The sequence below is a fragment of the Candidatus Bathyarchaeota archaeon genome (assembly GCA_026014725.1).
Classification (GTDB): Archaea; Thermoproteota; Bathyarchaeia; order Bathyarchaeales; family Bathycorpusculaceae; genus Bathycorpusculum.
The window spans coordinates 209,185-223,721 of the sequence record JAOZHV010000052.1 but is presented as its reverse complement, the minus strand read 5'-3'; the positions used below and the strand labels follow the sequence as shown (position 1 = coordinate 223,721).

Here is a 14,537-nt window from a genome sequence, read left to right as displayed (position 1 = left end):
GGTTACTTTTCTGCCTCAGTTTTCATCCTCTTGGAAAGCATTTTTGCAAGCTGTTCTTCCTCTAAGGCTTGTTTTTCCTCAAAAGTGTTTTCACTAGGCAACCAAGTGGGAGCAGCTACGCCCTTTTGCGTGTAGTATTGCCTTATAGCACGTTTTAGTGCACCGACAGCAAGGACCCCGCAGTGGAATTTGACGCTTGGCAAGCCGCCGATTTCCTCAGTAACCTTCTGCCAAGTAATGTTTTTCCATGCTGCCTCTAAGCTTAAGCCTTTAATCATTTCGGTGACTATGCTGGAAGTAGCAATGTTGGCGGCGCACCCATAGCTCTCAAACGTTGCCTTCTCAATTATTTCCTGCTCATTAATTTTTAAATAAAACGTAATCATGTCTCCGCAAGCCGGGTTGCCGGCTACTGCAACTACTGTGGCATCTTCCATTTTGCCCAAATTCTTGGGGTTGCGGAATAAGTCCATTACTTTGGGGTTGTAAGGTAGAGGTATACGTGACATTTATTCAACTCCTGTTGAGCCGACTATCCCTCGGATACGGTTCACGGCTACTGGTAAGACTTCTAAAACGTAAGCTATATCCTCTTCTGTATGGTACCGCGTAGTCTTCATAAGAATACTGCCATGCGCCTCGCTAAACTGGCGCCCAATAGCAACCAACACATGGCTTGGCTGAAGTAGTCTTCGGCTACATGCGCTCCCGCTGGAAACGTAGACACCTTTGAGGCTAAGTTCAATGGTTAGGGCTTCGCCTTCACAGCGCAGGACACTTATGTTGGCGTTGTCTGGTGAGCGTTTGTCGCCCTTTGGACCGTTAAAACGCAGATCAGTTAGTTCACTGAATATGCCGTCAACAAGCTTGTCGCGCAATGTTCGCATCTTTGTGGTGGTTGCCTCAAAGTTCTCGAACGCCAACTCAGAAGCCTTTGTAAAGCCTACGATTAGTGGAGTGTTCTCTATGCCTGGCCAGAGCCTTTGCGTCCCGATTTGCCCTTCGAGTATGCGTTCCATGTTTAAGCCTTCCCGCAGGTACATAGCGCCCATGCCGCGTGGACCCTGAATCTTATAGCTGCTCACGGTTGCTAAGTCAACGTTTAAGTCCTGCACATTGAGAGGGATTCTGCCATAAGCGTCTGAGGCATCAGTATGAAAAAGGGCTTGCGGGTTTTTGGCTTTAACAATATCAACAGCTTCCTTGAGGGGTTGAATTGTTCCAAGTTCATTGTTTACCGCTGAAATGCTTACGAGAACGGTTTGGTTGTCTACGGCGCCCTTTAGCTTTTCAAGGTTGATGAAGCCTTCGCGGTCAACTGGGATTTTGGTGGTTGAAAAACCGAATTTTTTCATCATCTCTGCAACTTGCAACACATTTATGGGCTCAACTTCCGAAATGACTATTTTGTTGCCTTTACTTTTTTGTGCGAACGCTGAGCCCATGATGGCTAGGTTGTTTGCTTCTGTTTCGCTTGGAGCCAACGTGATTTCTTCAGGATTTTTTGCGCCCATGAAACGGCTGATTTTTGTTAGACTGGTCATTATGGTTTCGAAGGCTTCCCATCCTGGCTTATGCGTCAACGTTGGGTTTCCGTAGGCTTTATTGTTGAAGTAAGGTAACATGGCGTCTACTACTTCTTGGGGCACTATGCTGGAGTTCTCATTGTCCAAATAAACCTCATGTGTTATGCCTTCGTGAAGTTTTAGGAGTTCTTTGACGTTTTCAACCATACAGTGACCTACCTGTTTTTGGGATAGATAACTCGACACCTTGCTAATGCTACTTCACATAAAAAAACGTAACCCTGAAAAGCTTTTTATTACGTGTACAAAAGAAGGCGCAGATTCGCCAAAAACAAGTTTAATGTATTTTGCCCCTATATATCCAGTTGAGGAATTCCATTTGAAAAGCAAGTCTTCTACCACGAATAAACGGAAGAGATTTTCATTAAAGTTCTGTCCTCAGTGCGGGTCAACCGATGTTTTTTGGGCTCAGGGGATGCCCCAGTTCTGGTCGTTATGGCAGTGCAGAAATTGCGGTTACCGAGGACCCGTCATCCTAGAAGACGGCAACATGGCTGAGAAGCTCCAAGAAGAATGGAAAAATAAAAAGTGATTTAGAAGGCACTGGCTATTCGGTCGCAGGCTTCCTTTATGCGTTCTTTAGGCTGAGTGAAAGTTATTCTGATGTAGCCTTCACCGTATTTGCCAAAGCCGATGCCGGGAGTAACAGCAACGCCAACATCAAGGAGTTTAGCCGCAAACTCCATCGAACTACACTTGCAGTTAACCCATACATAGAAGGTTGCTTTAGTCCGCTCAACTTCATAGCCAATTTTGCAGAGTGTATCGACAAGCAGGTCGCGGCGTTCCTTTAGGATTTGATTGTTTTTCTGCAGAAACTCTGGTGGGTCACGGCTCTTATAGGATGCCAAAGCTTTGACGGCAGCTCTCTGAGTGTAAACTGGTGGTCCACTGTCGATTTGGGTTTTGACTTGAGTTAAGCCATCTATAAGCTTCTTGTTGCCTACAGCGAAGCCAATGCGGTCGCCTGTCATGTTGAAGGTTTTGGAGAGCGAGTGAAATTCAATGGCAACATCCATGGCACCATCAACTTCCAGTATGCTCGGGGCGGTGTAGCCGTCGTAGGTGATTTCAGAGTAAGCGTTGTCGTAGCATAGTATCAGGTTGTTGTCTTTGGCGAAATCTACAGCTTCTTTGAGAAACTTCTTGTCAACGGTTGCGGCGGTTGGGTTGTTTGGGTAGTTGAGAAACATCATTTTGGCGCCCTGCGCATCGATGGCGTCAAAATCAGGCTTGAAACCGTTTTCTTCCAAAAGAGGCATGGGCACGGCGATGCCGTCGCAGAGAATTGTGCTGCCGTTTGCGTAAACGGGGTAAGCGGGGTCTGGAACCATAACCTTGTCGCCTGGGTTTATGAACGCTCGTGCAACGTTTGCAAGACCTTCTTTGGAACCTAAGAGCGCGACGACTTGTTCATGCTCAAGGTCAACATTGAAGCGTTTCTTGCACCAACCCGTCACTGCAGCGCGAAAGTCGGGTTCCCCTTGGCTGAAAGAGTAGTTATGGTTCTTGAGGTTGGCAACTTCTTCTTTTAGCGCCTCCACAACAAAGTCTGGCGGTGGAAGGTCAGGGTCTCCGATGCTAAGCGATATGAGATCAACTCCACAACACTTCTTTTCTCTCATAAGTTTTTCAAGTTGGGCAAACAGGTAGGGTGGTAGCCGCTTTATTCGTTCTGCGTATTCAAACGTCATTTTTCAGTTCTCCTTGAATAATGTGCCTTCATAGACTTTCTCAGCTGGCCCGCTCAAGAACAGGGTCTCGCTCACTTCAACTTGCAAGTCGCCGCCAAGCACGTGAACCGTAACCTTGTTGCCTATTCTGCCAAGCTTGTTTGCCGCAGCAACAGCAGCACATGTTCCTGTACCACAGGCAAGCGTTTCTCCGCAACCGCGCTCCCAAACTCGCACTCGAAGCTCGTTGCGGTTGAGAACTTGAACAAAGCCAACGTTAGTTCTTTTTGGGAAAGCCTTGTGGTTTTCGATAAGTGGACCAACAGTCGCGACTGGGAAGTTGTTGACGTTTTCGACGAATGTGACGCAGTGGGGGTTGCCCATGGACAGGCAGGTCACAATGTAGGATTTTCCGTCAACTTCCAAGTCCTCGTTTATGGCTGTACCGTGTCCAAGCATTGGAAGAGATGAACGCTGCCAGTTGGGAGCACCCATGTCAACCTTGACTGCCGTTACTTCACTTCCGTCAAGTGTTAACCATACGTGCTTCATGCCCGCGAGCGTTTCTACCGAGAACTCTGTTTTCTTGGCGATGCCGTTTTCGTAGCAGTACTTAGCAAAGCACCTTATGCCGTTGCCGCACATTTCTGCTTCGCTGCCGTCCGCATTAAAAATCCTCATCTTCACATCCGCATTCTTGGAGGCATAAACCAACAAAAGCCCGTCTGCGCCAACGGAAAAACGTCTCTCGCAAAGCCGCTTAGCCAAAGCAGAAGCGTGCTTGTCACTGATTTTTTGGTCTCTATTATCAATTACAACATAATCGTTGCCTAAGCCGTGCATCTTCCAGAAGCGCATCAAAGGTCACTTGCCACCCGCTGACTTGAAATCAAATCTTTAAGTTGCTCACGTTCCCTAACCAAGACTGCCTTGCCCTGCCGAATCATAACCTCTGCCGCTCTTGGACGCGAGTTATACTGTGAACTCATACTAAAACCGTAAGCACCAGCGTTAAGTACCGCAATTAAATCGCCCTCTTCAACATTAGGCAACTTCCTATCCTTGGCTAAGGCATCACCTGACTCACAGATTGGACCAACCACATCGTAGGTTTCCTTGTCTGCTAAACCAAGCTTGTTAGCAACCAAGATTGGATGGTACGAGCCGTACATTGTCGGGCGAAGAAGCGTATTGAAGCCAGCGTCCACACCAACAAATTTCTTGGCTGGTGTAACCTTGACAGTATTAACCGATGTCAAGAGGATGCTGGCGTCACAAACCAAGTATCTGCCAGGCTCAACACATAAGAACGGCTTGCCTAAACCGTACTCCTTAACCTTGCTCTTGAACAGACCCACGACCTTGCTGGAGAACTCTGTCAAATCCAATTCCTTATCCTCTGGCTTGTAAGGAACACCAAGCCCACCGCCAATGTCTATGAATTCAAAGTCAATGCCAACTTCATCGTGAACACGCTTGGCTATCTTGAGCAGCTTTTCAACCGCTAAAACGTATGGCTCAACGTCTAGGATACCTGAACCAATATGCATGTGGATGCCGAAGCGTTCCACCCTTGCCCTTTGAGCAATGGCAAAAGCTTGAATGGTTTCTTCTTCCCAAAGCCCAAACTTTGACTCTGAACCAGCAGTAATGCAGTGACTATGGTGCCCCGCGCCGATTTCTGGATTAACCCGCACTGACAGAATCTGCGGCACAGAAATCTTTAGCAATCGGTCAAGCTCTGATTGTGAATCCACGTTTATGGTTATGTTGGCGTCAGCCAGCATCTTGAGCTCATCGTTTCTTACGCTTGTGCCAGTGAAGAGGATGCGGTCAGGTGTGAAACCGCTACTTAGTGCCATGAAGACTTCGCCGGGGCTAACAGTGTCTAAGTATGCGCCTTGTGACTGCAGAATCCGTAGAACAGCAAGATTAGTGTTTGCTTTTGCCGCATAGTAAATGCGCACGTACTTGTAATTGTTAATCAGTGCTGTGTGGAGACGGTCATAGTTATCGCGGATACACTTCTCGCTTATCACATACAGTGGCGTATCATACTTTTGTGCCAGTTCCTTAACTGAGAAACCGTCAAAGAACAGGTTGCCCTTTCGTTCTTCTAAGGGTTCACGAAGCTTTCTCTTAACCATTAGTTACACCGTCTAGTTAGTTTGTGTTTGCGCGCCTGCCTTAAGCTAAACCTTTAGCCACATACAACTCCGCACTTAGAATGCCACCGCCTGCAGCCCCACGAATCGTGTTATGCCCAAGACAGAGGTACTTGAAAGTCATAATCGGATCCTTACGTATCCTACCGACGACAGCACTCATGCCGCCTTCTGCGTCGCGGTCATAGCGAGGTTGGGGTCGGTTCTTTTCATGCCGAACAACAATCGGGTGCTCCGGTGCAGAGGGCAACTTTAACCGTTGAGGTTCACCCTTAAAGTTGGCAAATGCCGCCTCGATTTCCTCAAGCGATGGATTTTGGTCCAGCTTGACAAAGACTACCTCTAAGTGGCCATCCTTAACGTGGACTCTGTTGCAGCTTGCGCTAATCTTGAAATCGGCGTTCTGCACTGCCTTGCCGTTGAAGGTTCCAAGAATCTTGAGGGCTTCTGACTCCATCTTGTCCTCCTCTCCAGAAATGAAAGGAACCACATTGTCGATTATGTCAAGTGAAGCCACGCCTGGGTAACCTGCACCGCTCAAGGCTTGCATAGTTGAAACAACAACTTGCCTCAAACCAAACTGCATCAGCGGCTTTAACGTAATCGCCATTTGAATGGTACTACAGTTAGGGTCAGTAGTGATGAAACCCTTCCAACCACGTGCCTTCTGCTGAACCTTAACCAACTCTGCGTGGTCAGGGTTGATTTCTGGAACAATTAAGGGCACATCCTTTTCCATGCGGTGAGCACTTGCCTTACTGAACACTGGGTACTTAGCTGCAAATTCTGCTTCAACGGGACCCGCCAAATCGCCTGGCAACGATGAAAATACCAAGTCTACTTTACCCACCTTCTCTACGGACGCTACATCAACGTTTGCCACTGGCATCTCACCGATTTCCTTTGGCATATCAGTCTCCATGACCCAGTTGCATGCATCCTTGAACTTTTTGCCTGCTGACCGCTCTGAAGCGGCGAGCACCTCAATTTCGAACCATGGGTGCCCCTGCAAGAGTTGAATGAACCGTTGTCCAACGGCCCCTGTTGCGCCTAACACGGCGACTTTACGTTTATTTGACATTTTCTTTTTCTTCCTTTGACCTTTTCACTTTATTTGTTCCTTGATAAAAAAGTTAATGGTAATTTTTCAGTTAAGATAACCCTAAGACATCAGCCATACTGTACACTTTCGGCTCGGTTTGTTTGCTTAACCATTCAGCAGCCAAGACAGCGCCTTGAGCAAACACATTACGTGAGAATGCAGTGTGTTCGATGCGTAGCATTTCGTTTTGTCCTGCAACTATTAAGTCGTGTACTCCTGCAACTCCTCCAGCGCGCAGTGCAGTGACTTCGAGTTCTTCACTTTGGCGCGGGCTTATGCCTTCTCTGCCGTGAACGGTTTTCTTGTAACCGCGCGCATTAGCGATGATTTCAGCGAGTTTTTTGGCTGTGCCGCTTGGAGCATCTTTTTTTCCCGTATGGTGAATTTCGTTTATGCTAAAGTCATAGCCTGCTGGAAACGCTTTGAGCGCCTCTGCGAGTTTGAAGAGTATGTTGACGCCTACGCTGTAGTTGGGTGAGAAGACTGCTGGAACTTTGCCTGTCATGGCGGCTACAACTTGGCGGTTTTGCTCTGGTGTAAAGCCTGTGGTTCCAAGGATAATGCGTTTGCCAAGGTTAGCGACGACTGGAATATTTTTTAAGTCAGCGTCTGGCGTGGTGAAACTGACGTAAACATCTGCATTTTGCACAGCTTCGGTTAACCTGTCGGAGCTTAGTATTCTTGTGTCTGAATGGCTGACTCCGAGTTCTTTGAGGCTTTTACCGACACAGGGCATGTTGGGGGCTTCTACTGCGCCTATAATTTGATGCCCTCTGGCGGTGGCTTCAGTGATAATGGCGTTGCCCATTCTGCCCGCTGCACCTGCAACACAGAACTTAAGCATAGAAAAGTCCCTCCAAATACTTCTCATTGTAGAGACGGTCGTCTATGTCTACGCCAAAGAAATCAGCAACGGGTTCGAGAACCTGCGGGTTGGCTTCATAGACTTTTCTTGCGTTTGCAAGGACTACTTCTAAGCCTGTGCGTGTCATTTTGCCTAAGGGTTGCCTGCATGGTCCCGCGGGCATGCCTAACACATTCATCAGTGCCTTGTAAGCTAATGGATTGCGGGCTTTGCATGTTACTTGTCCGTATGGTGTTTGTTCTTGGGTTTTCACCGTTACAATGCTGAAAAGCGGTTGGAGGGCTTGAGCAATTACGCTGGCTGCTTCCTCGTTACCGTCAAGTATGTAATGTGTCATGTCAGTGACTGCTCTTGGTGCAACGTTAGATACGACTGATATGACTCCACTTGCACGAATATCTGGTGAAACCATCATTGTGTATGTTTTATCATCATCACCTGACAGAATAGTAAAGTCTTCGCCGCAAAGTTGCCTTGTTAACTCCATGTTCTTGAGGTCGCCTGTAGCTTCCTTCACGCACCGAACATTGGCATACTGCTGATGCAAGATAGCTAAGTCTTGGGGATACAACTGTGTTCCAGTCCTGCCCGGTATAATGTATGGAATTACTTGCACTTCAGGAAACTTGCGTGCAATAGGCTCAATGTATTCTCTGCGAATTTCCAGCGAGCTCGGACCATTATAGTATGGGTCAACTAAAAGAACACAGTTTACACCAACGTTTTGGGCGTGTTCTGTGCCTTCTATGGCTTCTTGAGTTGAGTTACTGCCTGTCCCCGCAATGGTCAGGACTTTTCCTCTTGAATATTCATGTACTTTTTCTATTACTTTACTGTGCTCAATCCAGTCTAAAGTTGGGCTCTCGCCGGTTGTGCCTACGGCAAGTAAACCCTGCACACCGTTTTTAATTTGGAAATCTACCAATTGCTGTAATCCTTCGTAATCGACTTGACGATTACGGGTCATGGGTGTTATTAATGCAGTGTAGCATCCATTGAATGTTTGCATTTTTATTCCTCATTGTGTGGCAAAGAAATGTAAATAAGACTATTTAAGCGTTACGTTTATTGCACTTTTATTACGAAAAACAGACAAATATTAGGCTAAAACAGCGATAAATTATCTGTTACAAATGATTTCGCACATCAGTTGCCGGCTTAACGTAATAAGCAGTAAAAAAACCATCACAGTTGCCATAAAGCACCTGCAGATAGACTACCGCATCCTCCAAAGTCTCAGCTGAAGGAATAACCAACCAGTAATTGCCCCCATGCACAAGATCAGTTAATCTCCCAGTTTCCCTCTTGATTATCCTTAGACGCAACATCTGTTGACCTGATTGAAAATAGGCGAATTCTCCACGGTAAGGCTTGCCTTTTCTCACGTCAATAGTTTTTTTGCCTTGTTTTAACCATTCGAATATTTCTTTTTTTGTCCTAAGGAGAGGCATTTTGCACCTAATTTGGATTAAAAACTATGTAAATAAGATTTCAGTCGAAAAACGAATAACTTTTGAAAAATAGGAAAAAATGGGTTGAAACACGTAGAAGGATTGCTTTCTACCCTTTGCCCTTCTCTTCTTTACCGAAGTACTTAGTCCACTTCAGCTTACGAGCGTCACGTTTGAATGATAAGCTGCTTTTCTTGCATTTGTTTGAATCAAACCATAGAATAGAGCCATCGTTCTTAACGTACATCATGCCTGTGCCAGCTGGGAAATCAGCACCACAGAACGAACATTTTCTAGGTTTTGGCATGACACTTTCTCTCCGTTTTTATCTTGTGATTTTCTTTGCTTCTCTTTCAGTTTCTCGCAGCATCAGAATATCTTGTACTCTAACTGGTCCTTTAACGTTGCGTGTGATGATTCTGCCCTTGTCTTTGCCTTCCATTATGCGCACTCTAACTTGTGTAATTTCGCCTGTGACGCCGGTGCGACCAATGATTTGAATAACTTCTGAGGGAATTAGTTGTTCTGCCGCTTCTTTACTGCTCATTACTGAGTTCCTCGTTTAACCTGATCAATGCGTGTGATGATTTCTTTGATTAATCCTGCGGCTTCTCCTTCCCTCATGATGCATGCCGCTGCACACGGGACATCGATGCCGATTGATTTGCCGAGTTGTTCTTTGCTTGGGACAAAGACGTATGGAATTTTTCTTTCGTCGCAGAGTAGCGGTAGGTGTGCTATGACTTCTGGTGGATCAACATCTTCAGCTATGACGACCAGTTTTGCTTGTGAGCGTTCTACAGCTTTTGTAGCTTCGTTGGTTCCTTTCCTAACTGATCCTGATTTTGAAGCAATCGTTAGGGCTTCATAGGCTGCATCTACGAGTTCTTTGGGGACTTCATATTTTACATAGAATGGTTTTGACATATTAGCCTCACCCTTTTTCAAGGCACAGTCTTATCAACACTTCTTATTTAAGAAGCTTTCTACTGTAAAAAGCAAGTCCTGAACTTTCAGCCAAAACACAACTTAGAAAGCTTTAAATACGCTATTACGGTCACCTACATGTTTTTCGAGAGGGGACTGCGTTTGCAAAAATTGGGCAAGGCGTCAAATGTGACTCCATCGGGAAATATTATAATAAAAACAGCAAACCCCCCGAAAATTGGCCTAGAAGTTGTTGACGAGAACCTGAAAGTTGTGGGCAGAGTTTTCGACATCATTGGTCCAGTGTCTTCACCTTATGCAGTTGTTAAGTCAACCGTCAGGGAACCCGCTACACTGGTGAATAAACCATTGTACTTGCTTCTCTCGAAAACGAAACGGAGTAAAAAAAGGTATGATTAGAGATAGCAAGTTACATGAAAAAGCAATAGAAAAAGATGTTGCGCCAAGAGTTGAACCGTCTAAAGTTGAGGCATGCCCTGAATGTGGTAGCACCCGAATTATGAGAGACTATGAATGTGCTGAAAAAGTTTGCATGGACTGCGGCTTTGTTGTGCAACAAAAAATCGCTGACCGAGGACCTGAATGGAGAGCTTTTGATGATGAGCAGAGGTCAAAGAGAACTCGTGTTGGAGCTCCTTTAACGTATACTATTCATGACAAGGGCTTGTCAACGACGATTGATTGGCATGACCGCGATATCTATGGTAAAAGTCTCTCGCCTGGACAGAAAGCGCAGGTTTATCGTCTGCGTAAATGGCAAAGGCGTATCAGGGTTTCAGACGCGACTGAGAGAAACTTGGCTTTTGCCCTCTCAGAGATTACCAAGATTTCTAATAATTTGAATCTTCCGAAGAATATTCTTGAAACAGCCTCAGTTATTTATCGTAAAGCTGTTAAAGAGCGCCTGATTAGGGGCAGGTCTATTCAGGGTGTTACTTCGGCGGCGATCTATTTGGCTTGCAGGCAATGTGGGTTGCCTAGGACTTTGGATGAAATTTCTCAGTGCTCGACGGTTAACAAGAAAGAAGTTGGCAGAAGTTACCGTTTCTTAATTAGAGAGCTAAACTATTCAATCCCACCGCTAAGACCAAACCAGTACATAACCAAGTTTTCCAACCAGTTGACGATGCAGGGAAAAGTAGAAGAAATTGCACATAAAATTTTGACTGCGGCAAAAGATCTCAAACTTACCTCTGGCAGAGGACCAACAGGCATAGCGGCAGCAGCGAGTTATGTTGCTTCGGTTTTGACGGGTGAGCGCAAGACTCAGAGGGAAATTGCTGAAATTGCCCAAGTGACTGAGGTTACCATTCGAAATAGGTACAAGGAACTTGTTGAACGGTTGATGTTTGAAATAAGCATCTAACCCTTTTTTTGAGGGGAGCGTGAAAATGGCTCATTCCACCAATAACGCTTCCGAGACTGTAAAAATAGAAGCGGCGATCAGTAAACTTGAAAAAATACAGTTTGGGCTTAGACAGAACTTGGCGGATTTGCATAAACATTTAGAAGTAATCAACTCAGAGCCTAAATTACTCCTTGATATTGAGAATTTTAAGAAAGACGCGGAAACACGAGCCAGTAACCTTGAGGTTGAAGTTAAACAATTAAGGCAGGAGATTAAAGCTCTCAGGGAGCTTTTAGGGTTAAACTTCGAAAAACAAGATCATGCAAGTTCTTGATGCTACATAGGTATTTTTATTAAGCGTGTTATTCTTTATGCTAAGCTATGCCCTATAAATTTACCTTTGATCTGTCGCAGGTTCCTCGGTTCTTCTTTAGTGAGATTGCTATGGTTAGTTATCAGAAGGGTATGCATAAGAGTTTTCTTAAAACGCTCAATGATTTGATTCTTAAGTTTAAGATTCAGGAAGCTACGGGTTTGAATATTTCTGATGCGATTGTTTTGCTTCAGGATTTGATTGATTTGCAGGCCATTAACAGTATGCAGAGGGGCAAGTTTTTGGAAACTAAGAAGAGGGCGGTTTTTCTGCCGCATTGTTCTCGGAAATATATGGATTCTCGTTGCAGGGCGACGTTTGATGCTGATGTTCCGTCGTATGTGTGTGCGCATTGTTCTGAGGATTGTTTGGTGAATAAGGCAGCGCGGTTGGCTGAAAATAAGGGTTATGATGTTTATGTTGTGCCTGGTGGTTCTTGTATTCCGAAGATTCTTAAAAATGCGCGGTATGAGGGTATTATTGGGGTTGCTTGTGGGGAGGAGATGAAGATGATGGCTCCGCTTTTGAATGGTATGGATGTTGCTGGGCAGGCTATACCTTTGATTAAGAATGGTTGTGCAAACACCATTTTTAATTTGGATACGTTGGTTAAGGTTCTTTAGTGTTGTTTGTTTTCTTTGTGTGAGAAATTTTGTTTTAATCCTGTCACATGTCTGCTTGTGGATTGGGTTGTGTTTTGTTTTTGCGTTGTTTTTCTTGGTCTGTTAGGTTGTGTGATGCGGTTTTTTCTTCACAAGTGATACATGATTCTATGTTGGGGCGGCTGGTTGTGGTTGTGAGGGCATGTTGGGTTTGTTTTTGTTTTCACATCTCAAAAAGAGCATATAGGACGCGCACGGCTAACGGCTTAAGCGTCAACACACATCGCCAGTATACAAAAATACCAAATTCGCATAAAAACACATTCTGCAAAGGCAAAAATTGGAACCAAAAATGCCGCTTTAAACGAAGAACTTTGAATACCTCTGCTACTGACATGCTTCACTTCAAGCTATAATAAAGAAGTTATAATTAATGGAACTGAAAATATATACAACATCTGTGTAAATAAACCTAAGCTGAAGTGCCTATGGTCGAAGTTTCAGAAGAAACCAAAGAAAATAAGAGTGAAATAAAACAAGTTCAAAATCTCTGGCACAGAGTAATCGAAGGAGACTGCATTAAATACCTCATTCCAAGCGCTTTAGGAAATGTCGATTTAACGTTCTTTGATCCACCGTATAACCAGGGAAAAGACTACCGCTTTTTTGATGACAACCAACCTGACGAAAAATACTGGGAGTGGGTAGAAGAGATACTCAAAGGTGTATATGAAATCACTCAGCTAGGCGGAGCGATCTATTTCATGCATCGAGAAAAAAACGTCGAAAATGTCCTATCTGTTCTGAGAAGGACGAATTGGAAATTTCAGAACCTGATAATATGGAAGAAAAAAACGTCTGCTGTCCCATGTGGTTCTCGCTTCTCTAAACAATATCAAATAATCGCGTATGCGATAAAGGGGAACAAGCCTAGGGTATTCAATAAACTTCGCATCGACCCTCCAGCCCTTCCTTGGCATAAGTATAAGCATGAAAACGGAATTTATTTGACTGATGTTTGGGATGATATAAGAGAAATGACATCGGGCTATTTTGCAGGCGACGAAGCAATAAGAAATGAAGAAGGCAAGAGAATTCACACCCAACAAAGCCCAATTTCCTTGCTTCTCAGAATAATTCTTTCATCTAGCTTACCTGGCGATGTTGTCCTCGACCCTACTGCAGGAACGGGCACAACACTGGTAGTAGCAAAGCAGCTCGAACGTAACTCAATTGGGTTGGAACTTGATCCAGCGCATGTAGCTTTGATTAAAAAGAGATTGAACTTTATAAGACCACCAGATAGAGTCGAAAAATACAGGGATTACTACAAATTCACGGATAACCTTAACACTATTTGGAATGTTAAAAGCGCTAACCTTGAGCAGAAGAAGTTGCTATGATAGACCTGTCTGATGTAGCTGAACTATACGTTAACATTGTAAATAATCTCAAGAGTGGAAAATTAATTCTTAACTCGCCTCTTGAAGAGATAGCTTTGAAAAGCGGTGACCAAAAGTTTGCTTATGTAGACAATCGTAAAGAAGCAAAAAGTTATGGCTGTGATCTTTGGAAAAATATCAATCTCGACCTACTGATAAAACAAGGGCTAAATGAAAACATCCTTTACTCTCAATCGCAGCGATTTCCAGATTTCTTATTTAAAACTAAAATTGGAGCAACTTACTCCTGTGGAAGCTTATTAGAACTGAAGGACTCAAAGAGCGCTAGCATTGCATCCTTCAATTCGACAATTCCTACAAAAACTAAAACTCTCGAAGAGATAGACATCATAAATGGCAAGAACATAGTATCAAAAATAGCAAGCATTATTGACGGAGAATTACCGCCAACAGAACAATATATGAAATTTGATCGAAGATGCTTTTACTTAGTAAGAACAAATAAGGGAAGCAAAAGAGTTAAAATTTCAATAATCGATGGAGCTTTCTTTGAAACATTACCCAAACAACGCTTATTCCATGAAATGCTTCTCCATGTTTATCACCGCCATCTAGAAAAGAAAGGTATCAGTACATCAAAAAAGACAATGGAAGAAGTAGAAAAGGCTCTGCGATGTATAGACGACCAAACAATAATAGCCTGCTCACAGGATATTGAAAAGGCTTCAGTCAGACCACGGTTAAGAATCATGGCAGAGGTTCATAGTGAAGGAAACCCACATAGCTCATTTTATCCACAAATAAAAGAACGCAGCTTTAATCTCATCCTTCAATCAACAAAGGAAGCAATTGAATTAAAGAAACACCTTTGCAACCGCATATCGAATATGGAAGTTTTTACTATAAAACACAAGAGAAATGGCGAGCATATAGTATTTCAATATCGCGACAAGTCTCAGACACAGCTTCATTAAGAATTATTTGTTTAATGCTTGACCTGCACTCAAGAGACGGAGATTCA

19 protein-coding genes are annotated in these 14,537 nt (G+C 44.3%); 7 read left to right on the top strand and 12 right to left on the bottom strand.

Translation table 11 applies throughout. From position 1 onward, the window contains the following. Window positions 1–2: 2 nt before the first annotated feature. Both NWE95_11620 and NWE95_11615 read right to left on the bottom strand, forming a co-directional pair. Window positions 3–509 carry an iron-sulfur cluster assembly scaffold protein gene (locus tag NWE95_11620; GenBank protein MCW4004547.1) on the bottom strand — a complete coding sequence of 169 codons (507 nt, stop codon included), beginning with the start codon at window positions 507–509 and terminating at the stop codon, window positions 3–5. Then, window positions 510–1,733, bottom strand: coding sequence for a cysteine desulfurase (locus NWE95_11615; protein ID MCW4004546.1), 1,224 nt, complete (start codon window positions 1,731–1,733; stop codon window positions 510–512). Window positions 1,734–1,905: 172 nt separating this feature from the next. Here NWE95_11615 and NWE95_11610 point away from each other — a divergent pair, with 172 nt between their 5' ends. Further along, window positions 1,906–2,118: a hypothetical protein gene (locus NWE95_11610; GenBank protein ID MCW4004545.1), complete on the top strand. Its 213-nt coding sequence runs from the start codon at window positions 1,906–1,908 to the stop codon at window positions 2,116–2,118. 1 nt (window position 2,119) lies between these two features. Here NWE95_11610 and NWE95_11605 read toward each other — a convergent pair whose 3' ends face one another. The 10 genes from NWE95_11605 to rpl7ae form a co-directional block, all read right to left on the bottom strand. Continuing rightward, window positions 2,120–3,280: an aminotransferase class I/II-fold pyridoxal phosphate-dependent enzyme gene (locus NWE95_11605; protein MCW4004544.1), complete on the bottom strand. Its 1,161-nt coding sequence runs from the start codon at window positions 3,278–3,280 to the stop codon at window positions 2,120–2,122. A gap of 3 nt (window positions 3,281–3,283) precedes the next feature. Beyond that, a complete protein-coding gene (gene dapF, locus NWE95_11600; GenBank protein MCW4004543.1) occupies window positions 3,284–4,117 on the bottom strand; it encodes a diaminopimelate epimerase in 834 nt (277 codons plus the stop codon). Further along, the gene (gene lysA, locus NWE95_11595) at window positions 4,117–5,406 is read right to left on the bottom strand and encodes a diaminopimelate decarboxylase (protein MCW4004542.1); all 1,290 of its coding nucleotides are present in this window, start codon (window positions 5,404–5,406) and stop codon (window positions 4,117–4,119) included. The genes dapF and lysA overlap by 1 nt, the downstream gene beginning before the upstream one ends. A gap of 40 nt (window positions 5,407–5,446) precedes the next feature. Further along, window positions 5,447–6,505: an aspartate-semialdehyde dehydrogenase gene (gene asd, locus NWE95_11590; protein ID MCW4004541.1), complete on the bottom strand. Its 1,059-nt coding sequence runs from the start codon at window positions 6,503–6,505 to the stop codon at window positions 5,447–5,449. Window positions 6,506–6,575: 70 nt separating this feature from the next. Beyond that, on the bottom strand, window positions 6,576–7,370 hold the full coding sequence (gene dapB / locus NWE95_11585; GenBank protein MCW4004540.1) for a 4-hydroxy-tetrahydrodipicolinate reductase: 795 nt from the start codon (window positions 7,368–7,370) through the stop codon (window positions 6,576–6,578). After that, a complete protein-coding gene (gene dapA / locus NWE95_11580) occupies window positions 7,363–8,400 on the bottom strand; it encodes a 4-hydroxy-tetrahydrodipicolinate synthase (protein MCW4004539.1) in 1,038 nt (345 codons plus the stop codon). Before dapA ends, dapB begins: the two co-directional genes overlap by 8 nt. A 118-nt stretch (window positions 8,401–8,518) precedes the next feature. Continuing rightward, a complete protein-coding gene (locus NWE95_11575; protein ID MCW4004538.1) occupies window positions 8,519–8,842 on the bottom strand; it encodes a hypothetical protein in 324 nt (107 codons plus the stop codon). A 109-nt stretch (window positions 8,843–8,951) separates the two neighbouring features. Continuing rightward, on the bottom strand, window positions 8,952–9,149 hold the full coding sequence (locus tag NWE95_11570; GenBank protein ID MCW4004537.1) for a 50S ribosomal protein L24e: 198 nt from the start codon (window positions 9,147–9,149) through the stop codon (window positions 8,952–8,954). An 18-nt stretch (window positions 9,150–9,167) separates the two neighbouring features. Continuing rightward, entirely contained in the window at window positions 9,168–9,389 is a 222-nt protein-coding gene (locus NWE95_11565; GenBank protein ID MCW4004536.1) for a 30S ribosomal protein S28e, read from the bottom strand. Then, complete coding sequence (gene rpl7ae, locus NWE95_11560) at window positions 9,389–9,769, bottom strand: 50S ribosomal protein L7Ae (GenBank protein MCW4004535.1); 381 nt, start codon at window positions 9,767–9,769, stop codon at window positions 9,389–9,391. Before rpl7ae ends, NWE95_11565 begins: the two co-directional genes overlap by 1 nt. A 162-nt stretch (window positions 9,770–9,931) precedes the next feature. On the opposite strand from rpl7ae, the gene NWE95_11555 reads away from it, so the two are divergent. From NWE95_11555 to NWE95_11530, 6 genes are all read left to right on the top strand, one after another. Continuing rightward, window positions 9,932–10,189: a Gar1/Naf1 family protein gene (locus NWE95_11555; protein ID MCW4004534.1), complete on the top strand. Its 258-nt coding sequence runs from the start codon at window positions 9,932–9,934 to the stop codon at window positions 10,187–10,189. Next, the gene (locus tag NWE95_11550) at window positions 10,182–11,156 is read left to right on the top strand and encodes a transcription initiation factor IIB (protein ID MCW4004533.1); all 975 of its coding nucleotides are present in this window, start codon (window positions 10,182–10,184) and stop codon (window positions 11,154–11,156) included. Before NWE95_11555 ends, NWE95_11550 begins: the two co-directional genes overlap by 8 nt. 25 nt (window positions 11,157–11,181) lie before the next feature. Beyond that, window positions 11,182–11,472, top strand: coding sequence for a hypothetical protein (locus NWE95_11545; GenBank protein MCW4004532.1), 291 nt, complete (start codon window positions 11,182–11,184; stop codon window positions 11,470–11,472). Between the two features lie 47 nt (window positions 11,473–11,519). Further along, a complete protein-coding gene (locus NWE95_11540) occupies window positions 11,520–12,134 on the top strand; it encodes a DUF116 domain-containing protein (protein ID MCW4004531.1) in 615 nt (204 codons plus the stop codon). 467 nt (window positions 12,135–12,601) lie between these two features. After that, window positions 12,602–13,516, top strand: coding sequence for a site-specific DNA-methyltransferase (locus NWE95_11535; protein ID MCW4004530.1), 915 nt, complete (start codon window positions 12,602–12,604; stop codon window positions 13,514–13,516). Between the two features lie 95 nt (window positions 13,517–13,611). Next, entirely contained in the window at window positions 13,612–14,490 is an 879-nt protein-coding gene (locus NWE95_11530) for a hypothetical protein (GenBank protein MCW4004529.1), read from the top strand. The last annotated feature ends 47 nt before the right edge of the window (window positions 14,491–14,537 follow it).